The sequence below is a fragment of the Actinoplanes sp. NPDC051346 genome, from assembly GCF_040682215.1.
Lineage (GTDB): Bacteria > Actinomycetota > Actinomycetes > Mycobacteriales > Micromonosporaceae > Actinoplanes.
Window position 1 is genome coordinate 46,031 of sequence record NZ_JBFBAJ010000006.1, and the last position, 25,932, is coordinate 71,962.

23 protein-coding genes are annotated in these 25,932 nt (G+C 70.7%); 12 read left to right on the top strand and 11 right to left on the bottom strand.

Annotated elements, in window-relative coordinates; translation table 11 throughout:
• Nucleotides 1-81: 81 nt before the first annotated feature.
• Nucleotides 82-1,506: an aldehyde dehydrogenase family protein gene (locus AB0M36_RS16560; RefSeq protein WP_364157892.1), complete on the bottom strand. Its 1,425-nt coding sequence runs from the start codon at nucleotides 1,504-1,506 to the stop codon at nucleotides 82-84.
• Nucleotides 1,507-1,609: 103 nt separating this feature from the next.
• Here AB0M36_RS16560 and gabT point away from each other — a divergent pair, with 103 nt between their 5' ends.
• Nucleotides 1,610-2,932: a 4-aminobutyrate--2-oxoglutarate transaminase gene (gene gabT, locus AB0M36_RS16565; RefSeq protein ID WP_364157895.1), complete on the top strand. Its 1,323-nt coding sequence runs from the start codon at nucleotides 1,610-1,612 to the stop codon at nucleotides 2,930-2,932.
• A 40-nt stretch (nucleotides 2,933-2,972) separates the two neighbouring features.
• Complete coding sequence (locus AB0M36_RS16570; RefSeq protein WP_364157897.1) at nucleotides 2,973-4,355, top strand: aspartate aminotransferase family protein; 1,383 nt, start codon at nucleotides 2,973-2,975, stop codon at nucleotides 4,353-4,355.
• A gap of 54 nt (nucleotides 4,356-4,409) precedes the next feature.
• Here AB0M36_RS16570 and AB0M36_RS16575 read toward each other — a convergent pair whose 3' ends face one another.
• Together AB0M36_RS16575 and AB0M36_RS16580 are read right to left on the bottom strand one after the other, a co-directional pair.
• Nucleotides 4,410-5,684 carry an FAD-binding oxidoreductase gene (locus tag AB0M36_RS16575; protein ID WP_364157899.1) on the bottom strand — a complete coding sequence of 425 codons (1,275 nt, stop codon included), beginning with the start codon at nucleotides 5,682-5,684 and terminating at the stop codon, nucleotides 4,410-4,412.
• Entirely contained in the window at nucleotides 5,681-6,136 is a 456-nt protein-coding gene (locus tag AB0M36_RS16580; RefSeq protein ID WP_364157902.1) for an Lrp/AsnC family transcriptional regulator, read from the bottom strand. The genes AB0M36_RS16575 and AB0M36_RS16580 overlap by 4 nt, the downstream gene beginning before the upstream one ends.
• Nucleotides 6,137-6,369: 233 nt before the next feature.
• Here AB0M36_RS16580 and AB0M36_RS16585 point away from each other — a divergent pair, with 233 nt between their 5' ends.
• Complete coding sequence (locus AB0M36_RS16585; protein WP_364157905.1) at nucleotides 6,370-7,575, top strand: saccharopine dehydrogenase C-terminal domain-containing protein; 1,206 nt, start codon at nucleotides 6,370-6,372, stop codon at nucleotides 7,573-7,575.
• Between the two features lie 51 nt (nucleotides 7,576-7,626).
• Here AB0M36_RS16585 and AB0M36_RS16590 read toward each other — a convergent pair whose 3' ends face one another.
• Nucleotides 7,627-9,063, bottom strand: coding sequence for a gamma-aminobutyraldehyde dehydrogenase (locus AB0M36_RS16590; RefSeq protein WP_364157908.1), 1,437 nt, complete (start codon nucleotides 9,061-9,063; stop codon nucleotides 7,627-7,629).
• 407 nt (nucleotides 9,064-9,470) lie between these two features.
• Entirely contained in the window at nucleotides 9,471-10,448 is a 978-nt protein-coding gene (locus tag AB0M36_RS16595; protein ID WP_364157911.1) for an MBL fold metallo-hydrolase, read from the bottom strand.
• 146 nt (nucleotides 10,449-10,594) lie between these two features.
• On the opposite strand from AB0M36_RS16595, the gene AB0M36_RS16600 reads away from it, so the two are divergent.
• The 3 genes from AB0M36_RS16600 (at nucleotide 10,595) to AB0M36_RS16610 (ending at nucleotide 14,008) form a co-directional block, all read left to right on the top strand.
• On the top strand, nucleotides 10,595-11,566 hold the full coding sequence (locus AB0M36_RS16600) for a LysR family transcriptional regulator (protein ID WP_364157914.1): 972 nt from the start codon (nucleotides 10,595-10,597) through the stop codon (nucleotides 11,564-11,566).
• Entirely contained in the window at nucleotides 11,563-12,450 is an 888-nt protein-coding gene (locus AB0M36_RS16605) for a serine hydrolase (RefSeq protein ID WP_364157917.1), read from the top strand. The genes AB0M36_RS16600 and AB0M36_RS16605 overlap by 4 nt, the downstream gene beginning before the upstream one ends.
• An 817-nt stretch (nucleotides 12,451-13,267) precedes the next feature.
• Nucleotides 13,268-14,008 carry a sterol desaturase family protein gene (locus AB0M36_RS16610; RefSeq protein WP_364157919.1) on the top strand — a complete coding sequence of 247 codons (741 nt, stop codon included), beginning with the start codon at nucleotides 13,268-13,270 and terminating at the stop codon, nucleotides 14,006-14,008.
• Nucleotides 14,009-14,174: 166 nt separating this feature from the next.
• Here the strand turns inward: AB0M36_RS16610 and AB0M36_RS16615 are convergent, their stop codons facing one another.
• Entirely contained in the window at nucleotides 14,175-15,185 is a 1,011-nt protein-coding gene (locus tag AB0M36_RS16615) for a helix-turn-helix domain-containing protein (RefSeq protein WP_364157922.1), read from the bottom strand.
• A gap of 55 nt (nucleotides 15,186-15,240) precedes the next feature.
• Between AB0M36_RS16615 and AB0M36_RS16620 the strand changes: the two genes are divergently transcribed.
• On the top strand, nucleotides 15,241-16,485 hold the full coding sequence (locus tag AB0M36_RS16620) for an MFS transporter (protein WP_364157925.1): 1,245 nt from the start codon (nucleotides 15,241-15,243) through the stop codon (nucleotides 16,483-16,485).
• A gap of 145 nt (nucleotides 16,486-16,630) precedes the next feature.
• Nucleotides 16,631-17,614, top strand: coding sequence for a slipin family protein (locus AB0M36_RS16625; RefSeq protein ID WP_364158778.1), 984 nt, complete (start codon nucleotides 16,631-16,633; stop codon nucleotides 17,612-17,614).
• Between the two features lie 166 nt (nucleotides 17,615-17,780).
• Here the strand turns inward: AB0M36_RS16625 and AB0M36_RS16630 are convergent, their stop codons facing one another.
• Nucleotides 17,781-18,386 carry a YdeI/OmpD-associated family protein gene (locus AB0M36_RS16630; protein ID WP_364157927.1) on the bottom strand — a complete coding sequence of 202 codons (606 nt, stop codon included), beginning with the start codon at nucleotides 18,384-18,386 and terminating at the stop codon, nucleotides 17,781-17,783.
• 229 nt (nucleotides 18,387-18,615) lie between these two features.
• Between AB0M36_RS16630 and AB0M36_RS16635 the strand changes: the two genes are divergently transcribed.
• A complete protein-coding gene (locus tag AB0M36_RS16635; RefSeq protein ID WP_364157930.1) occupies nucleotides 18,616-19,725 on the top strand; it encodes a hypothetical protein in 1,110 nt (369 codons plus the stop codon).
• Here the strand turns inward: AB0M36_RS16635 and AB0M36_RS16640 are convergent.
• From AB0M36_RS16640 to AB0M36_RS16655, 4 genes are all read right to left on the bottom strand, one after another.
• Nucleotides 19,686-19,964: an aldehyde dehydrogenase family protein gene (locus AB0M36_RS16640; RefSeq protein ID WP_364157932.1), complete on the bottom strand. Its 279-nt coding sequence runs from the start codon at nucleotides 19,962-19,964 to the stop codon at nucleotides 19,686-19,688. The two genes, AB0M36_RS16635 and AB0M36_RS16640, sit on opposite strands and share 40 nt — an antisense overlap.
• Before the next feature lie 292 nt (nucleotides 19,965-20,256).
• Entirely contained in the window at nucleotides 20,257-21,657 is a 1,401-nt protein-coding gene (locus AB0M36_RS16645; protein ID WP_364157933.1) for an NAD(P)/FAD-dependent oxidoreductase, read from the bottom strand.
• Nucleotides 21,641-21,919: a (2Fe-2S)-binding protein gene (locus AB0M36_RS16650; RefSeq protein ID WP_364157936.1), complete on the bottom strand. Its 279-nt coding sequence runs from the start codon at nucleotides 21,917-21,919 to the stop codon at nucleotides 21,641-21,643. The genes AB0M36_RS16645 and AB0M36_RS16650 overlap by 17 nt, the downstream gene beginning before the upstream one ends.
• Nucleotides 21,916-23,085 carry an FAD-dependent oxidoreductase gene (locus tag AB0M36_RS16655; RefSeq protein ID WP_364157938.1) on the bottom strand — a complete coding sequence of 390 codons (1,170 nt, stop codon included), beginning with the start codon at nucleotides 23,083-23,085 and terminating at the stop codon, nucleotides 21,916-21,918. The genes AB0M36_RS16650 and AB0M36_RS16655 overlap by 4 nt, the downstream gene beginning before the upstream one ends.
• Before the next feature lie 61 nt (nucleotides 23,086-23,146).
• Between AB0M36_RS16655 and AB0M36_RS16660 the strand changes: the two genes are divergently transcribed.
• From AB0M36_RS16660 to AB0M36_RS16670, 3 genes are read left to right on the top strand one after another with little or no spacing between them, the layout of a single operon-like run.
• The gene (locus AB0M36_RS16660) at nucleotides 23,147-24,043 is read left to right on the top strand and encodes a dihydrodipicolinate synthase family protein (protein ID WP_364157941.1); all 897 of its coding nucleotides are present in this window, start codon (nucleotides 23,147-23,149) and stop codon (nucleotides 24,041-24,043) included.
• A gap of 4 nt (nucleotides 24,044-24,047) precedes the next feature.
• Complete coding sequence (locus tag AB0M36_RS16665; RefSeq protein WP_364157944.1) at nucleotides 24,048-25,058, top strand: proline racemase family protein; 1,011 nt, start codon at nucleotides 24,048-24,050, stop codon at nucleotides 25,056-25,058.
• 29 nt (nucleotides 25,059-25,087) lie between these two features.
• Nucleotides 25,088-25,771, top strand: a complete 684-nt coding sequence (locus AB0M36_RS16670; protein ID WP_364157947.1) for a GntR family transcriptional regulator — start codon at nucleotides 25,088-25,090, stop codon at nucleotides 25,769-25,771.
• The last annotated feature ends 161 nt before the right edge of the window (nucleotides 25,772-25,932 follow it).

Here is a 25,932-nt window from a genome sequence, read left to right on the forward strand (position 1 = left end):
CAGCGGACCGCGGCCACCTTGCGGCGGCCGCGGTGCCATGGATCCGAGCGGTCGCTGTCGGCCGGAGCGGTCGCGGTGGGGTCAGAGCGTCAGACCGGTGAGGACCATGACACGCGGCTCGGTGTAGTCCTGCATCGCGCTGGCCACGCCCTCACGGCCGGAGCCGCTGCCCTTCACGCCGCCGTACGGCATCTGGTCGGCCCGGAAGCTCGGCACGTCGCCGATGATGATGCCGCCGACCCGCAGCCGCCGGTGCGCGGCGAAGGCGACGTCGAGGCGGTGCGTGAAGACGCCGGCCTGTAGCCCGTACGCGGAGTCGTCAATCGCGGCGAGGCCGTCGGCGTCGGTGTCCACCCCGGCCAGCACCAGCACCGGACCGAACACCTCCTCGGCGGAGACCTTGGCGTCGGCCGGCGCGTCGATCAGGACGGTCGGGGTCAGCGTGGTGCCGTCGCGGCCTCCGCCGGTGAGGATCCGGGCACCCCCGGCGACCGCCTCACCGATCCACTCCTCGATCCGCCGGGCCGCCCGCTCGTCGATCACCGGGCCCACGTCGGTGCGCTCGTCGCGCGGGTCGCCGGTGCACAGCGCCTCGACCGCGGCGATCAGCTTCGGGGTGAACGCCGCCAGCTGGTCGTGGTGCACGAACACCCGCTGGACCGCGATGCAGCTCTGCCCGGCCTGGTAGTTGGCGAAGGTGGCGATCCGCTGCGCGGCGAAGTCCAAATCGGTCCAGTCCTGACAGATCAGCGCGGCGGCGTTGCCGCCCAGTTCGAGCGTGACGTGCTTGTGGGGCACGGCGGCCCGGATCTGAGCGCCCACCGGGCCGGAGCCGGTGAACGACACCACCGGCAGGCGCGGGTCGGCGACCAGCTCGGCGACCCGCTCGTTGGGGATCGGCAGCACCGAGAACATGCCGGCCGGCAGGTCGAGCCCGGACATCACCTCGCCGAGCAGCAGCGCGGTCAGCGGGGTGGCCGGGGCCGGCTTGACAATGATCGGCGCGCCGACCGCGAGCGCCGGCGCCACCTTGTGGGCGACCAGGTTGAGCGGAAAGTTGAACGGCGCGATGCCGAGCACCGGCCCGCGCGGCACCCTGCGGATCATGGCGATCCGCCCGGCCGCGGCCGGATCGGTGTCCAGGCGCTGCAGCTCCCCGGAGAACCGGCGGGCCTCCTCGGCGGCCCAGCGGAAGGTGGAGACGGCCCGGGCCACCTCGGCCCGCGCCCACTTGAGCGGCTTGCCGTTCTCCGCGGTGATCAGCTGGGCGAACTGCTCAGCCCGCTGCCTGATCCGAGCACTGATCTCATCCAGGGCGGCGGCCCGCTCGGCGGCGGTCAGGGCGGCGGCCGGTCCGGTGGCGCCCACGGCCGCCGCCACCGCCTGCTCCACCTGCTCCGCGGTGGACAGGCTGGTAACGCCTACCACTTCTGTGTTGTATGGGCTACGGACGGTAAGGACGTCGGTGCCGATGGTGGGTCGGCCGGCCACGTGGAAGGGAATCACGACGGCAGCGTACCCGGAGTTTGGGCACGGAAATAGTTGTCCAGACTCTTGCGTGCGACGGAATCAGTGGAATGATCGAGGTTCGAAGCTTGAAGGAGTTGAGATGCGTTCTCCGGGTCACTCGCCCACATCCGCCGAGCTGCATCGGCGCCGGAGCGCGGTGGTGGCGCGTGGGGTCAGCAGCATGATCCCGTCCTACGTGCGCACCGCGGGCGGCGGCACGATGACCGATGTGGACGGACGCGAGTGGATCGACTTCGCGGCCGGCATCGCGGTGACCAACGTCGGGAACGCCGCGCCCAAGGTCGTCGAGGCGGTCCGGGCCCAGGCCGAGCGGTTCACCCACACCTGCTTCATGATCGCGCCCTACGAGCCGTACGTGGAGGTCTGTGAGCGGCTGGCCGAGCTGACACCCGGCACGTTCGAGAAGCGCTCCGCGCTGTTCAACTCCGGCGCCGAGGCGGTGGAGAACGCCGTCAAGATCGCCCGGCACGCCACCGGGCGGCAGGCGGTCGTCGTCTTCGACCACGCGTACCACGGACGGACCAACCTGACCATGGCGCTGACCGCCAAGGTGATGCCGTACAAGCACGGGTTCGGCCCGTTCGCCGGCGAGATCTACCGGGTCCCGATGTCGTACCCGTTCCGCGACCGCCGATCCGGGGCGGACGCCGCCGCGTACGCGATCGCCGCGATCGAGAAGCACGTCGGCGCCGACAGCGTGGCCGCCGTGCTGATCGAGCCGATCCAGGGCGAGGGCGGCTTCATCGTCCCGGCCGAGGGCTTCCTGCCGGCCATCGCCGCGTGGGCGAGCAGCGCCGGCGCCGTCTTCATCGCCGACGAGATCCAGACCGGCTTCTGCCGGACCGGATCGTGGTTCGCGTGCCAGGACGAGGGCGTCGAGCCCGACCTGATCACCACCGCCAAGGGCATCGCCGGCGGCCTGCCGCTGGCCGCCGTCACCGGCCGTGCCGAGATCATGGACGCGGTGCACCCGGGCGGTCTCGGCGGCACCTACGGCGGCAATCCGATCGCCTGCGCCGCCGCCCTGGCCACCATCGAGACGCTGCGCGAGCTCGACCTCGCCGCCGCCGCCCGGCGGATCGCCGAGACCGCCGTGCCCCGCCTGCTGGCGCTCGCCGCCAAGTACCCCGCGATCGGCGAGGTCCGCGGCCGCGGCGCGATGCTCGCCCTCGAATTGGTCGTGCCCGACGAGATCGGCCCGCTCGGCCCGGTGCCGGACCCGGCCGCCACCGCCGCGGTGGCCAGGGCGGCGCACGAGGCCGGCCTTTTGCTGCTCACCTGCGGTACCTACGGCAACGTGATCCGGCTCCTACCGCCATTGATCATCACGGACGACGAGCTGGACCGCGGGCTCACCCTCCTCGGGCAGGCGTTCGCCGCCTCTGAGACAACCGCCACCTAAGACAACCGCCACGCAAACCCGCCGAACGTTGGAGCACCCCTTGACCGACACCCAGTCACCCGACTACGACAAGCTGGCCGGCGACGCCCGCGACCACCTGTGGATGCACTTCACCCGGTTGTCGTCGTACCAGAAGGCCGACATTCCGATGATCGTGCGCGGCGACGGTTGCTACGTATGGGACTCGACGGGGCGGCGCTACCTCGACGGCCTGTCCGCACTCTTCGTCGTGCAGACCGGGCACGGCCGTCAGGAGCTGGCCGAGGCGGCCGCCAAGCAGGCGGGCGAACTGGCCTACTTCCCCATCTGGTCGTACGCGCACCCCAAGGCCGTCGAGCTGGCCGACCGGCTCGCCGACCTCACCCCGGGCGATCTCAACCGGGTCTTCTTCACCACGGGCGGCTCCGAGGCCGTCGAGTCCGCCTGGAAGCTCGCCCGGTCCTACTTCAAGCACACCGGCAAGCCGCTCAAGACCAAGGTGCTGTCCCGGTCGATCGCGTACCACGGCACCTCGATGGGTGCACTGTCGATCACCGGCATCCCGGCGCTCAAGCAGGACTTCGAGCCGCTGGTGCCGTCCACCTTCCGAGTGCCGAACACCAACTACTACCGGCGTCCTGACGAATCGATGTCGCCGGAGCAGTTCGGTGTCTGGGCGGCCGACCGGATCGCCGAGGCGATCGAGTTCGAGGGCCCTGACACGGTCGCGGCCGTCTTCCTCGAGCCGGTGCAGAATGCGGGCGGCTGCTTCCCGCCGCCGCCCGGCTACTTCCAGCGGGTGCGCGAGATCTGCGACCGGTACGACGTGCTGATGGTCTCCGACGATGTGATCTGCGGCTTCGGCCGCCTCGGCGAATACTTCGGCGGCCACAAGTACGGCTACACACCCGACATCGTCACCGTTGCCAAGGGCCTGACCAGTGGCTACGTGCCGCTCGGCGCGATGATCGCATCCGAGCGCCTGGCCGAGCCGTTCCTGCACGGCACCAACTGGTTCGCGCATGGCGTCACCTACGGCGGCCACCCGGTCGGCTCCGCGGTGGCGCTGGCCAACCTGGACATCATGGAGCGGGAGAACCTCAACCAGCACGTCCGCGACAACAGCGGCCTGTTCCGCTCGTACCTGGAGAAGCTGACCGACCTGCCGATCGTCGGCGACGTCCGCGGTGACGGCTACTTCTTCGGCATCGAGATGGTCAAGGACAAGGCCACCAAGGAGACGTTCGACGAGGACGAGTCCGAGCGCCTGCTACGCGGCTTCCTCTCCAGCGCGCTGTTCGAGGCGGGCCTGTACTGTCGCGCCGACGACCGGGGCGACCCGGTCATCCAGCTGGCGCCGCCGCTCACCGCGAACGAGACCCAGTTCGCCGAGATCGAACAGATCCTGCGCTCGGTCCTCACCGAGGCGAGCAACCGGCTCTAGCCGACTGCTTCACCGTGGGGCGGCTCCCTTTCCGCTGTTCAGAACGAGCCGCGGTCAGCGGGCCGCCGGGGTGCGGCGTTCCAGGGTGTCGCGCAGGGTGGTGGCGTGCAGGCCGGCGTTGATACCGAGCCAGCGAACCGGCTCCGGCTCCCAGCGACGCGAGCGGTGGCCCACCCACGGCAGGTCCGTCAGGTCGCTCTCCTTGCCCGCGATCAGGTCGGCGAGGGTACGCCCGGCGAGATTGGCGGCGGCGACGCCGTCGCCCACGTAGCCGCCCGCCCAGCCGATGCCGTCGCGCAGACCCACCGACGGCATCCAGTCACGCGGAATGCCGAGCGGGCCACCCCAGCGGTACGCGATCGGCGGGTCGATGCCGAACATCTCGGTCAGCGTGCGCCGCAGGCTGGAGAAGATGGCCGGGACCCGGTCGAAGCGGGGGTCGACCCGGGAGCCGAAGTGGTACGGCGCGCCGCGTCCCCCGAAGGCGAGCCGGTCGTCGGCGGTCCGCTGACCATAGATGATCATGTGCCGCTCGTCGCTGAACGTCTCGCGGCGAGCCAGGCCGATCCGCTCCCAGTCGGACGCGGGCAGCGGCTCGGTGGCGATCATCAGCGAGTAGATCGGGGCGAGCACGCGCCGGTGGCCGGCCAGCTGCGCGGTGTAGCCCTCCAGGGCCCGCACGACGGTGCCGGCCTGGACGGTGCCGTGGTCGGTGAGCACTGAGCCGCGGGCGATCCGCTGGACCCGGGTCCCCTCGTAGATCTCGACGCCGCGGGCCTCGACCACCTCGGCCAGGCCGCGGACCAGGCGCGCGGGGTGCAGCGCGGCGCAGTCCGGACTGTAGACGCCGCCGAGCACATCGGTGGCGCCGCAGATCGCCCGGGCCTCGTCCGCGCCGAGGAGGCCTGGCGCCGAGCGGACCCGACGCAGCTGGGCGCGGGAGCGGGCCAGGCTGATGGTGCCGCCTTTGGCGTAGTCGCACGCGATCCCCTCGGCCTCGGCGGCCCGGCCCACCTCGTCGACGGCGCCGGCAAGCGCCCGGTGCATCGCGGCGGCCCGTTGCGCGCCGTACCGGCGCGCCAGCTTGGCCTCGCCGACCGGGAAGAGTCCAGAGGCCCAGCCGCCGTTGCGGCCGGAGGCGCCGAAGCCGCAGTATTCCGCCTCCAGCACGATGATGCGCAGCTGCGGCGCGAGCCGGGACAGGTAGTACGCCGTCCACAGCCCGGTGTAACCGCCGCCCACAATGGCCACGTCGGCGCCACGGTCACCCGGCAGCGCGGTGCGGGGTTCGACCGGGCCGATGCTGTTCAGCCAGAAGGACGGGCTCATCCGGTTCCCCACGCATAGGTCTGTTTCGCCAGCTTCAGGTACATGAACGTCTCGGCGACGGTGACGCCCTCGACCGCCCGGATCTTCTCGTTGAGCAGGTCCAGCAGGTGCTCGTCGTCGGTGCAGACCAACTCGACCAGCAGGTCGAAGCCGCCGGCGCAGATCACCACGTAGTCCACCTCGGGGATCGCCGCGAGCTCGTCGGCGATGGCGCGCAGATCACCGTTGATCTTCAGGCCGACCATGGCCTGGCGCGCGAAGCCGAGCGTGAGTGGGTCGGTGACCGCCACGATCTGCATGAGTCCACCGTCGAGCAGCCGCTGCACGCGCTGTCGCACGGCGGCCTCGGACAGCCCGATCGTCTTGGCGAGCATCGCGTACGACATGCGCCCGTCGCGCTGCAGGTGCTCGATGATCTGCTTGTTGATGTCGTCCAGGGTTGGGTCGGTCACGCCGCGATTCTTCCCTGCGTTGCGGCGTACGGCAATGGAATCGCTCGTCCGGTTCGTGGCTATCCATGGAATCCGTTGCGCACGATGACTGGGGCCCACCCTGGCCGCGCCACAGGCATCTGCGTTTATCGCATAGTTGATCGCTCTTGACAAGTGTTTCCGTTGCCAGGAGGCTCACTTGACACGGTTTCAGCAACGAGGCCGATCCCAAGTGCGTGAAAGGTGCGATTCCCATGCGCGTCCTCCTTGTCGGTGCCGGCGGTGTAGGTTCCGCCGCTGCCGGCATTGCAGCCCGCCGAGCCTTCTTCGAGCGCTTCGTGGTCGCCGACTACGAACTCGACCGCGCCGCCCGGGCGGTGGATTCCCTCCAGGACCACCGCTTCGTCGCGGCGCACGTCGACGCCTCCTCCGCCGAGGCGGTGGCTGCGCTCTGCCGCGCGCACGGCATTACCCACGTCCTGAACGCTGTGGACCCGCGATTCGTCATGCCGGTCTTCGAGGGCGCCCATGCCGCCGGCGCCGACTACCTCGACATGGCCATGTCGCTGTCCTATCCGCACCCCGACGACCCCTTCACCTCCACGGGGGTCAAGCTCGGCGACGCACAGTTCGCCGCCGAACCCGCCTGGCATGCGGCCGGGCGGCTCGCGCTCGTCGGCATCGGCGTCGAGCCGGGACTCTCCGACATCTTCGCCCGGTACGCCGCGGACCACCTGTTCTCCGTCATCGACGAGGTCGGCATCCGCGACGGCAGCAACCTGGTCGTCGAGGGTTACGACTTCGCGCCGTCCTTCTCGGTGTGGACGACCATCGAGGAATGCCTCAACCCGCCGGTTATCTACGAAAAGGGCCGCGGGTGGTACACCACCGAGCCGTTCAGCGAGCCGGAGATGTTCGACTTCCCGGACGGCATCGGGCCGGTCGAGTGCGTACACGTCGAGCACGAGGAAGTGCTGCTCGTACCGCGCTGGGTGGACGCCGGCAAGGTCACCTTCAAGTACGGCCTGGGTCGCGAGTTCATCGACGTCCTGAAGGCCGTGCACAGGTTGGGCCTCGACCGCACGGAGCCGGTGCTGGTCGGCGACCAGACGGTCTCCCCGCGCGACGTGATCGCCGCGGTGCTGCCCGACCCGGCCACCCTCGGCGACAAGATGACCGGCAAGACCTGCGCCGGCACCCTCGTCAAGGGCTTGGGCAAGGACGGCGCGCCCCGCGAGGTCTATCTCTACCACGTCGTCGACAACGAGTGGTCGATGCGCGAGTACGGCGCCCAGGCCGTCGTCTGGCAGACCGCGGTCAATCCGATCGTCGCCCTCGAACTGCTCGCCGCCGGCATCTGGTCCGGCGCCGGCGTCCTCGGCCCGGAAGCGTTCGACGCAGTGCCGTTCCTCGACAAGCTGACCGAATACGGCAGCCCCTGGGCGATCCGGGAGCACTGAGGCGTCCCGGGGATGGACCGCTGGTCCATCCCCGGCGCGACCGCGTGCGGGTCAGTTGCCCAGGGAGTGCATGACGTGCTTGACGCGGGTGTAGTCCTCCATGCCGTACACGGAGAGGTCCTTGCCGTGGCCGGAGTGCTTGAAGCCACCGTGCGGCATCTCGGCGACCAGCGGGATGTGGCAGTTGACCCAGACGCAACCGAAGTCCAGGCGCTGGGTCATCCGCATCGCGCGGCCGTGGTCCTTGGTCCAGACCGAGGAGGCCAGGCCGTATTCGACGCCGTTCGCCCAGCGGACCGCCTCGTCCTCGTCGGAGAACTGCTGGACCGTGATGACGGGACCGAAGACCTCGTCCTGGATCAGCTCGTCGGTCTGGCGCAGGCCGGAGACGACCGTGGGGGAGTAGAAGAAGCCGCGGTCGCCGACCCGGGCGCCGCCGGCGTCGAGGGTGGCGTGGTCGGGGAGGCGGTCGATGAAGCCGGCGACGCGGTCCAACTGGCGGGCGTTGTTCACCGGGCCGTAGAAGGCGTCGTCGTCGTCGGGGGCGCCGGTGCGGGTGCCCTTGGCGGCCTCCGCCAGCGCGGCGACGAAGTCGGAGTACACGCGGGGGCCGGCGAGCACCCGGGTGGCGGCGGTGCAGTCCTGGCCGGCGTTGAAGTAGCCGGCCTCGGCGATGGCCGCGGCGGCCGCCTCGACGTCGGCGTCGTCGAAGACCACGACCGGGGCCTTTCCGCCCAGCTCCAGGTGGGTGCGCTTGAGGTCGGCGGAGGCGGCCGCGGCCACCTCCATGCCGGCCCGGACCGAGCCGGTGATCGAGACCATCTGCGGGGTGGGGTGGCTGATCAGCCGGCGGCCGGTGTCCCGGTCGCCGACGACCACGTTGAGCACGCCCGGCGGGAGGAACTCGGCGGCGATCTCGGCCAGCATGATGGTGGTGACCGGGGTGGTGTCGGAGGGCTTGAGCACCACCGTGTTCCCGGCGGCGATCGCCGGGGCGAGCTTCCAGACAGCCATCAGCAGCGGGTAGTTCCAGGGTGTGACCTGGGCGCAGACGCCGATCGGCTCGCGCCGGACGTACGACTCGAAGCCGTTCAGGTACTGCCCGGCGGAACGGCCCTCGAGCAGCCGGGCCGCGCCGGCGAAGAAGCGGAGCTGGTCGATCGCCGGCGGCAATTCCTCGCTGGCGGTCAGGCCCAGCGGCTTGCCGGTGTTCTGTGACTCCGCCTTGACCAGGTCGCCGGCGCGGGACTCGACGGCATCGGCGAACTTGAGCAGGGCGTGCTGCCGCTCGCTCGGCGTGGTGTCGCGCCACTGCTCGAAGGCGGTCGCGGCGGCGTCCATCGCGCGGTCGACATCGGGCTTGCCGGATACCGGTGCGGACGCGAAGACCTCGCCCGTGGACGGGTCGATCAGGTCCTCGTACCGCCCCTCGGCGGGCGCCGCCGCGGCCCCAGCGATGACGTTGTGCAGCACGGTCTTGGCGGTCACTGGGCCTCCAGGAACAGGATTGGACACTTTCGGACCCATCTTTGCACTGATTCCGTAGGTGGCAAGGGTCTTGAACGACGACTTCCGCCATCCGCCCGTGCATGCCCACTACGGGTTGACGAGCAGATTGCCCGTATCCTGGAACGAATTGCGCCACACACTGCGGCGATCGCCGCACTGGCCGGCCGACTGGCTTCAACGACCAGGGGGCCGAGCAGCACGGTTGCAGCGATGCCGCCACTGAAGCCCCGCGGCTCTGCGCCGCCATCGTCGACCGGCTCACCTTCGGCGTCAACATCATCGAGTACCGCCCCGCCTGGACAAGCGGCAGATCAGACCGTGAGTGCTGGCAAGTCGGGCCGGCCAGCGGGAGCTGCGTCGCGGCCGGCCGGGTGCGTGCGGTGCGGTCACGGGGTGAAGGTCCGCAGGTGGTCGACGACGACCAGACGACTGCGCGGAAAGTACCGAGGCAGCGCGTCGCGGAACGCTGCGAGTTGGCCTCTCGGGTCGGCCGCGGGGGAGGTGAGCGGCTGGTCGGGATCGTCCCAGTGGGTCGGCACGATCGCCGTCGGCTGCCCGATGGCGTCGGCGAGCCGGCCGAGGTAGTCGTGCACGTCCTTACCGCCGACCGCGACGATCGCGACGTCGGGCCGCAGTCCGCTGATGGTGTCGGTGACGAAGTTCGCGGTGCTCATGTTGAAGACCGAGAAGCCGTCGTGGGTGGTGATCTGGTAGATGAGGGTGCCCCCGTCGGGCAGGTCGGCGATGGTGTGTGGCGCGGTCGCGGCCGGGACGGGAAGGTCGCCGGGGAACGGCACGCTGCGCCGCTTGCCGACGACGGAGTGCAGCGCGGGGTGCACGGAGACGGAGAAGGAGTCAAAGTCCAGCCACTCGCCGCCGCGAACGACGTTCATCTGGGTGGGGTTCATGCCCAGGGCGGTGAGGGCGTGGCCGTGCGAGGCGGTGCCGAGGACGGTGGCGTCGGTCTTGCCAGCGATGTAGGGCACGTCGGGGATGTGGTCGAAGTGGCCGTGTCCGACGAGGATGACGTCGGCAGCGGTGACGTAGCGATCGATGGTGGCGGGGTCGACGCGCAGCGCAGTGGTCGGGTCGATGCCGCTGGGGGAGAACATGCCGGTGCGGAACCGGGTGATCCAGGGGTCGATCAGGACGGTTTGGGTGGCGGTGCGGATCTCCCAGCCGTTGACGCCGAACCACCGCAGTGTCACTCCGCTGGTGCCGGGCCGTCGGCCCCGCGGACGGGGTGCGGCGGCGGCCGGCGCGGGGGGCCCGCCGAGCATTGCGGCGCCGGCGCCCGCAGCGGTCAGCGCGCCGGTGCGCAACAGTCCGCGGCGGGTGGTCGGGGTGGACGGTGAGGCGGTCATGGAGGTCTTCCCTCGGCTCGGGTACGCCCCAGGTGGAGCGGCGCGCACGACGTGCCCGCCTGATCAGCCGATCACGCGTTGACAGCCGGTGTCCAAGACGGATCGTCGTGGCACAGCGATAATGTTTTCGCTATCGTTGCTGGCCAGTGGATCTGCTACGACACCTGGAGTGCTTCGTCGTGGTCGCCGAGGAGCTGCACTTCGGGCGGGCCGCGCAGCGGCTGCTGATCGCACAACCGGCGTTGAGCCAGCGGGTGCGCCGGCTGGAGAAGGAACTCGGCGTGCTGCTGCTGGAGCGCTCCCCGCGCCGGGTCGCCCCCACCCCGGCCGGTCGGCTGGTGCTGGCCGAGGCACGGCTGCTCCTTGCCGCTCGTGACCGGCTGCTCACCGTGGCCGCCGGCGCGACCTGGGGCGGTGAGGCCGCGTTGCGGGCGGCCGTGCCGGCGGGCGGACCGACGGGATTCGTCGCCGCACTGCTGGCCGCGCTCGACCACCGGTTGCCTGGCGTACGCCTGCACCTCACGGAGGCGGAGACGGCGCAGGCGGTGCGCGGGCTCTTCGACGGTGGCCTTGACGTAGCTGTCCTGGCCGGGGAAGTGACGCATCCGCGGCTACTGGTGCACGCCGTCCTGGCCCGGCCGCTCGGCGTGCTGTTCGCGACGGGGCACGACCTGGCCGGCCACGCCGAGGTACACCTGGGCGACCTGGCCAGCGAGACGCTGATCCTGATGCCGGCGGAATCCGTCGACCCGCTGCACCGCGCCGTGCTGGCGTCCTGCCGCCAGCACGGCGCCGCGCTGCGCGAGGTCGTGCCGACCCGCCAGACGGAGGTGGCGCTGGCGCTGGCTGCGGCCGGCACCGGGATCGCGCTCACCGACCAGCCGCCACCGGGGCCGACCGGGGCGCCCGGTACGGTGTGGCGTCCCCTGATCGGCACGCCGTTGTGGCGCACGCTGTCGCTGGTTGCCACCAGACCGACGACCGAGGCAGCCATCGACGTCTGCCAGGCCGCCGCCGACGTGCTGCGCGACACCCTCGGGTACCTGCCGCCGCCCACCGCCGACCCGGGCCCGGTCACCACCGGTCTGCCCCGCCCATCGAGCGGCTTCCTGACGTGACCGCGTTCGCCGCCGCCGCCACGGCCTTGCTGACCGCGCACGACGCGACCGCTTGGATCCACGCTCGTGACCTCGGCACCGCCGCCGAGCTATCACTGCGCGGCGACGAGCCGGTGCCGGCATCGTCGCTGTCGAAGGTGCCCCTGCTAGTTACCCTGTATCGGCTGGCCGACGCCGGGCTCCTCGACCTCGCAGAGACCGTCACGATTGGCGCCGCGGATCGCTCACCCGGCCCCACCGGGCTGTCCGTGCTCCAGGACGACGCCGGGCTGTCCCTGCGCGACCTTGCCACCCTCGCCGTGACCGTCAGCGACAACACCGCCGCCGACGTCCTGTTCCGCCGCGTCGAACTGGACACGATCAACCACCACCTCGATGCGCTCGGACTCACCGGCACGCGTGTGGCAACCACCATGCGGCAGCTTTTCGCCGACATGCGTACCGACGCCGGCATCGACCCGCACACCGGCCGTGAGCGCCCCCTTACCGACCCCGAGGCGGTAGGACGCCTACGGGTCCTCGACCCTGCCCGCACCAGCCGGACCACCGCCGCGGAGACCACCGCCCTGTTCGCCGGCATCTGGCTGGACCAGGTCGCCACCCCCGCCAGCTGCGCCGAGCTACGCCGTCCCTTCACCCTCCAGGTCTGGCCGCACCGCCTGGCCAGCGGCTTCCCCTACGACGACGTCGTGGTGGCCGGCAAGACCGCCAGCCTGCCCACCATGCGCGCCGAGGCCGGAGTGATCAGCTACCCCGACGGCGGCCGGTACGCCCTCTGCGTCCTGATCCGCTCCGGCGTCACCTCCTTCACCGCACCCCGGCTCGACGCGCTCATCGGCACCCTCGGCCGACTCGCCGTCGACCACCTCCGCGAGACCCGATGAACATCCCAGCCCGGCCGAGGAAAAGTTGGCCACTCTGTGGTCGATCAGGCCGGGAGCGTGGCTGGTGATCGTGACGGGTGAACTGAGGCGACTCGACGACGCACCGCTCGGTCAGGTCTACGGCGCGCACGACGGGCACACCCAGCCATCGAAACCGCTTCTATGTACACCGATGCGAGTCCGATCGGTACCGGCGCGGACAACACCACCAAGGCGCACCACGTCTGCGGGCCGCGGCCCGCAAGGCGCCATCAACAGCGGGGCCATGATCTGGAGCAGCTGTTCATGGAGGTGATCTTTACGGTCCACAGTAGTGACGTCCTCGGTGTGGTGTTGGGCGCGGTTTCCGGCGGTGTGGCGCGGCTGCGGGCCCGAATTGTCGAAGTCGGCGAAGATCACAGCATGGGCGAATCCGATCTCGTAGCGGTCGACCTCACGGAGCAGGAGCGGTACCTGCCGCGTCGAGGGATGGGTGAGTGGGGCGGTCCGGCCAGCCAAAGATACTTAGCCCGCGCGGTACCAGCCTGCGGGCACTGCCTTAGCGAGCCGCGAAGGATGGGAGCGGCGGGCGCATGGCCTCCGGCGGGTAGGGCCGCCGGCCCCATGACCCGGGATGAGCCTCGACTCCGGGATGGTGGTTCGGGGCTGACCGGGCGTACCCGGGCGCACGATTTGCCCTTGCGGCGGCGCCGGCGCCGCAGCAAGATGCTGGGGTTGGTGTCGGCCGGCCTGAGGAACGAAGATCGATGATGTCGCGAAGGCCGTGATCGGCATGCTGGAGTTTCTCGAGACGCTGCACCCCGGATGGTTCGCGCTGTTGGCCCTGCTGGAAAATATTCTCCTGGTGGGACTGGGTGCCCTGCTCGGACATGCGGCGTTCCGGCTGCCTGCTGCTCAGCGCCTCACGCCGGAGCCGGGTCCGGTGAGCGCGCAGGAACTCGCGCTGGTCGCCAGCACCACAGTGGTGAACACCGCGATCACCGTCACCGGCTGGTGGCTGTGGAAGGCCGACGTCATCATTCTGCGGACCGACCTCGACCTCGGAACGATCGCCGAACTCGTAGTGCTGATCATGACTATGGACGTTCTGATGTACGCCGGACACGCCACGGTTCATCTTCGCGTGTTGTTCCCCTGGGTGCACCGGCTGCACCATGTCTTCGCTGACGCTCGCCCCATCACGCTGTTCGCGCTGCATCCGCTGGAGGCGATCGGTTTCGGGGCGATGTGGCTGATCGTCCTCGCGGTCCACCCGTTCTCGGTCTGGGCTCTGGCCGCCTATACAGCGCTCAACCTCATCTTCGGCATCCTGGGCCACCTCGGAGTGGAACCACTGCCGCCGCCCGTGCGCCGCAATGTGATCTTCCGCTGGATCGCCACCCCCACCATGCATGTCGGGCACCACGCCGACCCGCGTTACAACCTTGGCTTCTACACCACCGTGTGGGATCGCCTGTTCGGAACTCTGGAGCCCGACTACGACATCCGGCGGACCGCCGCCGTGCCCGAGCCGTATCGCAGCGAACCGCGGCAGTCATCGGCTGGCTCCATCCGGTAGGTTGCGGCCGATTTTTATAGAGGTTCGCGAGTTGTATGCAGTCCGAGCGTTCGGTCGGCTCTGCTGGATGACCTGACGATCCGTATGACCGCCGGCGGGCCGAGCTCCTGCAGTTGCGGCGACAACCAGCGCTGGACCCTGCTGTGACACCGGCCTCTCGGCCGGATCAGCGGGCCGGCGCGCCGCCGCGCTCCGCGCGAGACAGCCGCTCCGGATGCCCTGATCCGGCCAGGAGCCGGTCGCCCAGATCGGAGCGGCGGTAGAGGACCGAACGGCCGTGGCGGGCGCTGACCAGGAGCCCGCCTGCGCGGAGAGCGCGTAGGTGCTGGTTCACCGCGGTGGTGGTGACGCCCAGACGGGTCGCGAGTTCGGTGGAGGACGCGGGGGTGTCCAGACGGGCGAGCAGGCCGGCCCGGTGGGCGCCGAGCAGGGCGGCCAGGGCTCCCGGGGCGGGCAGGGGCTCGGGCTGCCACAGGGTGCCGGAACCCCGGGCCAGGTAGATGATCATCGAGGGTTCGTCGGGGGAGATGGGTGCCGCCACCGCGGGGGTCCACATGGTCGGGACCAGGGTGAGGCCGCCCAGGGTCGGGCGGGTGTAATGGACGTTGGAGTGCAGGCGCACCTCCACGGTGTCGCCGGTCATGGTGACCCGGTCGGACAGGCCGGCGAACATCGTGGCCAGGCCGTGCTGGGCGATCTCGCGCCCGCGGTACGTGACGTCGCCATCCAGCAGGGAGCGCATCCGGGGCCAGTGGGCGGCGAAGCACCGGTCCCAGTAGCCGGCCAGGGCGGTGACCACGCGGGCGAGCGCGCCCGGCTCACGGAGCGGCGGTGGGATGCGCTCGTCGGCGCGGTAGAGCAGGCGCAGGCCCCGGTGGACCACGTCGGGTGGGGTGGCCGCGATCGCGGCGAGTTCGTCCTCAATGCGGGTCAGCGGTGAGCGTGGCTGCGGGGTAAGGAAGTCGGGGGTCCACGTTCGCTCGTCGACGAGGGCCAGCAGCATCTCGGTATCGAGGGCGTCGCGGGCTTGCTGCATGCGGCGGATCCACGGCAGGTGGATCGGGAAGCGGCCGGGATCGCGCCAGCTTCGCAGCGACAGGACCAGCTCGTTGAGGGGCGAGACGGCGAACCGGACGCTTGCCAGGTCGGGGCCGACGAGCCTGTATCGCACCGGCATGAAGCAGAACGCTACATCAATCGTGTCCTCCGCCCGGGGCGGGTGCACTGTGCCCGTGCCTGTGAAACGAGTCTTGATCTGGGCCACCGTGGCCACCTCGACGGCCAAGGGGGTGATGTTCAGCGTTAGCGCGCTGTTCTTCACCACGGTGGCCGGGATCAGCCCGGCGACCGTCGGGGTGGGCCTCACCGTCGCCGGGGCCGGGGGAGTGGTGGCGGCGTTCGCGTCCGGGCGGCTCTGCGACCGGTTCGGGCCGCGGCCGGTGCTGATCGTCGCGGCCACGGCGCAGGGCGCGGCGCTCGCGGCGTACTGCGTGACCCGCGACGCCGGCATGTTCGTGCTGGTCGCCTGCGTGGCGGTCGGTGCTGAAAGTGTGCAGCGGACCGCTCACGTCGCGCTGCTGGCCCGAGCGTTCACCGGCCCGGACCGAGTCGGGGTGCGGGCCAGGTTGCGGGTCGTGGACAACGTGTCCATCGCGGCCGGATCCGGAATCGCCGCCGTAGCGCTGGCGGTGGGCAGCCGGTCCGCCTATCTGGCGGCGGTGCTGGCGGCGGCCGTACTCACGCTGGTCGCTCTTGTGCCTTTGCGGGCTCTGCCCGCACTCAACGGGGGTGACGGTGACCGGCCGGCTCAGGGCGGCCGGTCACCGCTGCAAGATCGCCGGTATCTGACCGCAACCGCGCTGCACGCCGTGGTGAGTGTGCAGTTCCTGCTGCTCACCGTCGGGATGCCGCTGTGGGTGACCGGCCACACCGCCGCGCCGGACGTGACTGTCGCGTTGCTGTTGTTGCTGAACACCGGCCTGGTCTCGTTCCTCCAGGTCTGGTCGACCCGGCTGGTCGGCGACGTGCCGTCGGCCGGGCGGGCGGTCTTTCGCGGTACGGTCCTGCTGCTGGCGGCTTGTCTCTGCTACGCGGCGGCCGGATACCCGAGCGGTGCCGGGTTCGCCGTCGCGTTGCTGGTGGCGGCGGTCGTGGCGCACAGTCTCGGCGAGATCGTCTCCGAGACCGGCGGCTGGGAACTGGCCTTCGAATGGGCCGATCCGGCCAACTCCGGCGCCTACCAGGGCGTCAGCCAGGCCGGTGTGGCCATCGGCCGGGCCGTGGCCCCGGTCGTCGTCACGTCGACGGCCATCGGGCTCGGGCTACCCGGGTGGCTCCTGCTCGGCAGCGTGTTCCTGGCCGCCGGCGCCGGAACCCGGGCGCTGAGCGCTGGGCGGCGGTTGCCGCAACTCGCGCTGAGTGACCCGAGCGCATTGGCCGCGGTGACGACCCTCCGTCCGGAGCGCGACCCCGTCTGATCAGCGTGTGCCGCTGGTCCCGCCCTGGCCCCGGATCAAGCAGTTGGGGTGAAAAGCTCTCCACTTGGTCCAGGAGCACCGTGGGTAGTCGATAAGCACGACGGGCTGGCCGGCTCGAACGGTGTGTGGACATATTGCGTTGTGGATGATCGGCGTCCTTGAGAACCTTTACTCGGCCCCGGCGGACTCAGAAGAAAGCGCCTCCGCGGCGGATGCCCTGGCGATCACACCACGCTTATCCGCCGCCTTCACGGCGACCGATCCTTCCCATCGGATCCGCTACGGGGCCACCTTATTCTTTCGTTTTCTATCGAGGTGTTCCGTGAAGAACTACCCAGAGGTGATCATTCGCAGCGGATTCCGCGGCCTTCGTTACGTAGACGGCCGGCTCAGCGAAGTGCTCGAGCCGGGCCGATACGAGCTGCCCCGGAGGCGGTTCGGGGGCCGGCGGGTGCCGCAGGTCGAGATCGTGCCGGTTGACGTGCGTGAGCGCGAGCTCAACATCAAGGGCCAGGAAATCCTGACCGCCGACAAAGTGGCCGTGCGGGTCAACATCATCACGCACTTCCGGGTGGTCGACCCGGTCGCCGCGAAAGAGCGGGTCGCCGACTTCGACGACCGCATCTACAGCGACGTCCAGCTGGCCGCGCGGCGGTCGCTCGCGTCGATGACGCTCGAGGCCATCCTGACGAACCGCAACCAGCTCAGCGAGGACATCCTGCGCGACGTCGAAGGCGTCTCGGTCGGCTACGGCGTCGAGATCATCCGCGCTGACGTCAAGGACCTGGTCTTCCCGGGCAATCTCCAGGAGGTCATGAACCGGGTCCTCACCGCGCAGCGGATGGCCGAGGCGCAGATGGTCGAGGCGCGCACACGCGCCGACCGGGAGACGCTCGAGGCCACCGCGCGCGCCGAGTCCACCCGGGTCGGTGCCGAGGCGGACGCCGAAGCCAAGCGCATCCGCGCCGACGCCGAGGTGGACGCGCTGCGCCGGCTGGCCGCGGCCGCCGAGGCGTACGCGCAGCACCCGGCGCTACTGCGGCTCCGCGAGCTGGAGACGCTCGGCGCCCTGGGCGAGAACGCGGCGGCCCGCCTGTACATCGGCTTCGACAAACACGTGGCCGAGTGACCGACACGATTCCGGTCGGGCTCCGGGGGCGCGCAGTCGACCCAACAGCGGCACGAGCGGATCAGGGCAGGCTCTCGTCGGCGTAACTACTGCTCCCTACGCGGTGCAGGCTGAGGATTGCTTGGATCTGCGGCCAGATCAGTACGCACGATTGTGGAGGTGCCGATTACGGCGAGTTCGGAGGCTTGGCCTTCTGCGGATAGACCGTCTCGTGGCGGGCCAGCATGGCGACGAACTCGCCAATCTTTCGCTCGCGGGTCTGCGACCGTTTGACGGCATTGACGCGGTAGATGAGAGCGAACCGGTTGGTCTTGGTGAGTACGTCGAACATGGCTTGGGCGGCCGGGACGGCGGCGATGGCGGCGAGGAGGTCGGCCGGTGCCTCGGCTTCCGACGGCGGGGCGTAGGCCGTCGCCCACCGCCCGTTCGCTTTCGCGGCGTCGACCGCGGCGCGACCCGGTGGCAGCATTCGCCCCTGTGCCTCCAGCCGAGCCACGTGGGCGACGTTGCGTTGTGACCAGGAGCTGCGGGGTCTACGAGGGGTGAACCGGATCCAAGAGGTCTCCTGATCCCGTTTCCGGGTCTGCCCGTCGATCCAGCCGAAGCACAGGGCTTCGTCGACCGCCTGCTGCCAGGTCAGCGTGGTGACTGTGCCGCCCTTTCTGGTCAGGGCCAGCCAGACGCCGGGTGACGTGGCGTGATTGGCCGACAACCACGCGCGCAGCGCCTCGGCGTCCGCGACGATCAACTCATCCAGCTCGGCGCTCGCCATGACGGCAGGCTAACCGACGCAACGTGGCCGCAGTCTCTGCCCGTTGGCCAGCCGGACCCGCCGGGCTGCCGACGCACCGGCCGCACGGCGAGTCGGGGGCAAGGCCCCGAGGGCGGCCAATCATCCTGAGCTCTGCCGAGGACGTCCCGCATCACCGGGGTCAGGGTCTCGACGTGCGCCGAATTTTCCGGTGGCCACGTATGCGAAGTCGATCATAAGATCGACGACCGTGAACAATGATCTGATGGCGGCCATCGGCGTCGCCCTGGGCCACGATGGCCCCTACCAGGAGTCGCAGCCGAGCGGCTCCGGCCACCAACCCGGCACCCGCGTCAGAGTTCTCGCCGGTGTCGTCGATGGCGAGCGCGTCGCCTGGGTCGAGTACAGGGCGGGCCGGCCGGACTCGGACGGCCATCTGCCGGTCGACCTCCTGCTGCACGTCAAGGGTGAGGACGGTGAGCTGGTCACTGTCGACGTGCCGACCTACAACCCGTACTTCGAGTGCGACGTGCACCTGATGCGCTTCCACGGCGACGCCCTGCTGGTGATCTACACCGAGAAGCACGACACCATCGCGCTGCGGTTGACCGGCGATCGGATGGAGTTGCGCGAGATTGACGACGATCTGCTGGTCCACGGCGACGTGGTGGCATACCGGCCCTACAAGGCCAACGTGGGCGTCCTGGACCTGGCCGGGTTCCAGGCGTCGGTCCCGCTGCCGGTGGTGACCGAAGACTTCACTCTGACCGACGCGCACCGCGCCCTGCTGCCTGGTCCGGAGCAGTACGGCTTCCCGGCGCGGGCGGCGGTGTGGGCCCGGCTGCGGGAGCTGCTCACCGTGACCGGGCCGGTGCCGCAGTACGGAGTGGATGTGCTGATCGGCGCGCTTGCCCAACCGTACTGGTTCGCCCCGCCCACTGAGTACCACTACGACGCGTTGTCTCACTGGTCGAGGACGTCCGACGGCCCGTGGTGGCTGCCAGCCGCCTGGTACCTGCACCTGGCCTCGCGGCCGCACACTATGTCGGCTGCGCATGCCTGGCTGGCGTGGCTGGACCGGCTCGCTGTCGACGCCGCCCCCACCCCGGCCTGCGGTCTCCACGGCTGGCAGCCCGGGTGGACGGTGACCGAGGGAGCCGCCCAACTGGCGATGCATTTGATCCGCTATCGGGCCGGGCTCCTCGCCGGTATGTGCCGCGCCGGCGCGCTGCCAGACGGCTGGTGGGGCTGGGAGGGCAAACGGTGGGCGCATTCGCTGCCGGTGCGGGAGTTCCCGCCGGGGTTCGTGACGGTGTGGAATCAGCTGCCGAAGAGGTGCGCCCCACGTCGCGATTGGTGAGCCCGGGAACCGTCGTGGCCGCCATCGCGCTCAAGACCAACTGGGCCATCGGCATAGAGCGCGGCCGGCGTGACGACCACCGGGTTGATGCTGCCGAGTTCGCCGTAGAACGGAATCGGATCGGGACGTGCGGCGGCAAGGTCGTGCAGGGTGCGGCCGCCCTGGAGCGAGCCCGTGAAGCCGACCGCGCGGATCGCCGGATGCCGGACCACATCGGCGCCTGCCTGTCGCCCGTACACCAGACTCAGGATGCCGGACGGCAGCCCGGCGGGCGTTGGCGAGCTCGACCATGAGTCGGCTCGTCGCGGGATGGGACGGGTGTGCCTTGACCACCACCGGACAGCCTGCGGCGAGAGCCGCGGCGTCCGCGGCGGCGTGCAAGAGGCGGGCACGGTCCGCCCGCTCGGCGCCGAACGAGCGTCCCGCCCGCGCAGCGGCCCGGCAGAGGGGCATCGACTTCGCCGGTGCTGGTTTCGGAACCGACGACCTCGACCTCGGTCGCGGTTCGGGGATCGACGCTGACGACGGTACTCATCGCGGCTCCTCGCGAGCTAACTGGCCGAGCGTGGTGGGTGCTGCCAGGGGCCGCTCGGCGAAGGCCCTCAGGTCCGGTTCGGAGGTCCGACGTCCGCACGCGTGTGCGGTGACCGTCGCCGCCGCGAAGCCGCATACCCGCCCTTGGCACCAGCCCATTCCGGTGCGGGTCAGCATCTTCACTGTGCGCGCTTCGGTGGCGCCGAGGTCGTGAACCGCCTCGCGGACCGCCCGCACCGGCACCTCCTCGCAGCGGCAGGCCAGTACGGTGCCGGGGAGATCATCGACGAGGTATCGCGGCACCGGATGGACGGCATGCAGCGCGTCCGCGAAGCGCCGCAGCGACGTGCGGCGGGCGATGAGCGCCGGTGGCACCGGCGCGCCGGCCGCGGCGCGGCCAGCGATCTCGCCCTCGACCACGGCCAGGTCCGCGCCGCCGACGCCGGTCGACTCTCCGGCCGCCCAGACCCGCGCCACACTCGTGGCCTGGGTGGCGTCGGCCTTGACCACGAGGCTGCCGTCCGCGCCGACCGCCGTCGCGCAACCCAGCTGGAGAAACAGCTCGAGCTGCGGCGTGAATCCCCACCCGATGGCGAGCAGATCGCAAGCGACGGTGCGGAAGGTGCCGGCGCGGATGCGTCCGTGCCGGTCGAGCCGGGCCACGAGCACCGCGTCGAGGCGATCGGTGCCGAGCGCCTGTACCACGGCGTGCCGGGGACGGTACGGGGTCCGGTGCCTGGCGAGCCGGGCCGCGTAGCCCAGGCCCTCGCGCAGTCTCGCGCCGGCCGACGCCACGGCGCGCGGGTGCCGCGTGATGCCGGCCGGTGAGTTGGCCTCAGCGACGAGTGACACCCGTGCTCCGACGGCGAGCAATCCGGCGGCGACCGGCAGCAGGAAGGGCCCACTGCCGGCGACCACCACGCTCCGCCCGGCCAGTACGCCGTGCGACTTGAGTAGCGCCTGCACCCCGCCGCCGGCCATGACGCCGGGCAGATCCCAGCCGGGAAAGGGAAGTTGGCGGTCGTACGCGCCGGTGGCGAGCACAAGGCGCCGTGCCCGCACGACGGTGGTGACAGTCGAGGTGGAGGGTTCGTCACCCACCACACAGGTCAGCGACCAGCCATCACCGTCGGCCGCCACGGTCCGGACATGGTGGCGAGTGAGCAGCGTCGGTGCGCCGTGCTGGCGCAGCCGCTCGAAAGTCGGCCAGCCATGGTAGAGCCGCCGGTCGGGCGGCGCGCTGCCGTGGCGCCAGAACTGCCCGCCGGGGCGGGACGCGCCGTCGATGAGAAGCACCAACGCCCCGCTCCGGGCCGCTGCGGCCGCCGCGGCAAGACCGGCGGGACCCGCACCGACCACGGCGACGTCGGCGAACCGGGCCTCAGCAGGCATGGTCATCGTGGCCGGTTCCTTCCTGGGTGCGTACCGTGTCGCCGGGGCGGGCGACGGCGAGGCAGGCCCGTACAGATGGACGCCCGTTGACGGTGACCAGGCAGTCGAAGCAGACGCCGATGCCGCAGAACAGCCCGCGCGGTCGCCCTTCGCGCCGGGTCGTGCGCCACGACCGCACGCCGGCCGCGGTCAGCGCCGCGCCGATCGTCCAGCCGTCACGGCAGGCGATCTCGACCTCGTCGAAGGTGATGCTGAACGGTTCGATCACGCTGCCACCTCGTCGAAGCGCTCGGGTCGGAACGGGTCCAGCGGCAGGTCAGTCGCCTCCGCGCGCAGGCTCTGGGTGATGAGGCGGCCGGTCGCGGCGGACAACCCGATGCCGGCGCCTTCGTGGCCGCAGGCGTGCCACAGGCCGGGCGCTCGCGGGTCCGGGCCGATGATCGGGAGGTGGTCGGGACAGTAGGGCCGGAACCCGCGGTATCCGCGCAGCGCGATCACGTCGGCCAGGAACGGGAAGAGCCGCACCGCTCCGGCGGCGAGCTTGCGGACCGCGTCGGGGGACCAGGTGCGATCGAATCCGACGCGTTCGCGGGTCGCGCCGATGAGTACGGTCCCCGACGGCGTTCCCTCGACGACGGGGGACGCTTGCAGGGCCGCGGAGTCGCTCGCCACTCCGGTTACGTAGTCGGCGAGGTACACCTTGTGCCGGACCACGCGCGGCAGCGCTTCGGTGACCAGCACGAACCCCCGGCGGGGTGCGACCGGCACGTGTACCCCGGCCAGGGCCGCGACCTCGCCGGCCCACGTTCCGGCGCAGTTGACCACGGCGCCGGCGGCCAGCTCACGCCGCGGGGTACGCACGCCGGTCACCCGGCCGCGGTGACGAGTGAAGCCGGTGACCGCCTCGCCGAGCAGGAGCACCGCACCGGCATCCCGGGCCAGCCGCAGCAGCAGCGCGGTTGCCAGCATCGGTTGCACCTGCATGTCCTGCGGGTAGCGGTAGCCGCCCGCGAGGTCGGCCGCGAGGTTCGGCTCGTGCTGGCGCAGCGCGTCCGCCGCGACCGGCTCCGCCTCGACGCCCGCCGCCCGCTGCCGTTGAGCCAGGTCGGCCAGGTCCGACAGGGACGCGGCCGACGCGGCGACGACGAGCCCACCCTTCGGGTCGAGTTCGGCACGCGCGCCGAACGTCGTGCCACAGACCGGAACGGCGGCCATCGAGCGCCATAGGGCGTTCGAGAGCAGGGCGAGGCCGAGCTCTGGGCCGGGCTCCTTGTCGGAGACCAGCACGTTGCCTTCGCCCGCGCCGGTGGTGCCGGCGGCCAGCGAGGCGCGGTCGACGACGCAGACGCTCAGCCCGGACCGCGTGGCGTGGTAGGCGCAGGCGGCACCCACGACGCCGGCGCCGACCACGACGAGGTCGAAGGTCAGGTCCATTGAAGGTCACAGTGCCATGTGACATTGTACTGAGCAAGAGTCCCCAGAGGACGGAGATCCCATGGTTGCCGACCACCGTGCCTGGCACGGCGTCATCGTGGCGGCCGCGTTGCCGCTGACCGACGACCTCACCATCGATTTCGACCGGTACACCGAACACGTGACGTGGCTCGCCGCGGAGGGTTGCGACGGTGTGGCGCCCAACGGGTCGCTTGGGGAGTACCAGACACTGACCCCCAGGGAGCGGTCTCAGGTGGTGCGTGCGGCGACCGCCGCCGCCCCGGAGGGCTTCACCGTCATGCCGGGGGTCGCGGCGTACGGCTCGGCCGAAGCGTGCCGGTGGGCCGAGGACGCGGCAGAGGCCGGCTGTCCGGCGGTCATGCTGCTGCCACCGAACGGATACCGTGCCGACGAGCGGGCCGTGATCGCCCACTACCGGGCGGTTGCGGACGTCGGGCTGCCCGTCGTGGCATACAACAACCCGACCGACACCAAGGTCGACCTCACCCCCGAGCTCCTGGCCCGGCTGCACGGCGAGGGCCTGATCGTGGCCGTCAAGGAGTTCACCGGCGACGCGCGCCGGATCTACCACATCGCTGAGCGGGCACCCGGGCTGGACGTGCTCGCCGGCGCCGACGACGTCACCCTCGAGCTGGTGCTGGCGGGCGCGCCGGGCTGGGTGTCCGGATATCCGAACGTCTTCCCGCGCGCATGCGTCGAGCTTTTCCGAGCGGCCCGGGCCGGTGACCTCGCCACCGCGCTGCCGCTCTACCGCACCCTCCATCCGCTGCTGCGCTGGGACTCGCGCACCGAGTTCGTCCAGGCGATCAAGCTGTCGATGGACCTCGTCGGCCGCTACGGCGGGCCGTGCCGGCCGCCACGCACGCCCCTGCTCTCCTCGCAGGCAGACAGCGTTCGGGAAGCCACCGAGACGGTGGCAGCCGCCGGGCATCGATGACGCCATGCACGCCACCAAAGTATTCGCGGCCGTCGACTCGCACACCGAGGGTATGCCCACCCGCGTGATCACTGGCGGGGTCGGCGTCATCCCCGGCGCCACGATGGCGGACCGGCGCCGGTACTTCATCGACAACCTCGACCACCTGCGCACACTGCTGATGTACGAACCGCGCGGGCATGGTGCGATGAGCGGTGCGATTCTCCAGCCGCCCACCCGACCCGACGCCGACTGGGGTGTGCTGTACATCGAGGTGAGCGGCTGCCTGCCGGTGTGCGGCCACGGCACGATCGGCGTGGCCACCGTACTCGTCGAGACCGGAATGGTCCCCGTCACCGAACCGGTCACCGAGATCCGGCTGGACACCCCGGCCGGCCTCGTGGTGGCCGACGTGCGGGTACGCGATGGGCGCGCCGCCGCGGTGACACTGCACAACGTGCCGTCATTCGCCTACGAGCTTGACGCGCTGGTCGAGACCCCGACCTTCGGACCGCTGCGGCTCGACGTCGCGTTCGGCGGCAACTTCTACGCCATCGTCGAGCTGTCCGCCCTTGGCATCCCGTACACGCAGGACGACCCGCCGGCGCGGCAACGCATGCTCCAGGCGGGTCTGGAAATCATGGAGGCGGTCACCAGGCAACGCGCGCCCACGCACCCGGAGCAGCCGGAGATCTCTGGCTGTCATCACGTGTACCTCGCGGCGCCCGGCTCGGATGCAGCCACGTCACGGCACGCCATGGCGATCCATCCGGGCTGGTTCGACCGCTCCCCCTGCGGCACCGGTACCTCCGCCCGCATGGCCCAGCTGTACGCCCGCGGCGAGCTCGCCCTCGGCGCGGAGTTCGTCAACGAGTCGATCATCGGCAGCCGGTTCGTCGGGCGACTGGTCGGCACGACCACCGTCGGCGGCTTGTCCGCTGTCGTGCCGACCGTGACCGGACGCGCCTGGATCACCGGCATGGGGCAGTATCTGCTCGATCCCACCGACCCTTTCCCGGCCGGCTTCCTGCTGTGAGAGGGTCGCCCATGCACGAGGAAGGCAGTATGACCGAATCGCTCGAACTTCCGGTCCTGAACGAGCGTCCGAGCAGGCGCAGCCAGATCATCCGCGCGCTGCGTGCCGTGTTGATCGCCGGACAGATGCGACCAGGGGAGATCTACAGCGCGCCGGTCCTCGCCGCCCGGTTCGGCGTGTCCGCGACGCCGGTACGGGAGGCGATGCTGGAGCTGGTCAAGGAAGGGCTGGTGCTGACCGTCCCGAACAAGGGTTTCCGCGTGCGGGAGCTGTCCGATCGTGAGTTGGACGAGATCTGCGAGATTCGGATGCTGCTGGAGGTGCCCACCACCGTAGGCGCGGCGGCCAAGGTCACGCGCGCCGACCTGAGGCGGCTGGGAGCGGTGGCGCGTCGGCTGGTGGACGCGGCCGGCCGCAAGGACCTCGTGTCGTACCTGGAGCACGACCGCCAATTCCACCTCGACCTGCTGTCGCTGGCCGGCAACCTGCAGTTGGTGACGCTGGTCGGCGAGCTGCGCTCGCGCTCCCGGCTGTTCGGTCTGCAACGGCTCGCGGACACCGGCGAGCTGACCTCCTCCGCGCTGGAGCACGTGCGGATGCTGGAGCTCATCGAGGCCGGCGACATGACCGAACTGGAGCGCCTGATGCAACGTCACATCGGTCACGTGCGCGGCAGCTGGGCCGGACGGACCGAGCATGCGGCGCCATCGTGACGCGATGCTATGCATGCCCATGCCGCCCATGGCGCCACCCATCGGCGGCATGAACGGCATCATCGGGGTACAGCAACTCCGCGAGTTCGGCATCGTCGCAGAAGAGAGCTCTTCGGAGGTAACCGCTGTCCTGGCCAGTGCTGGAACAGCATGCTCCGAAG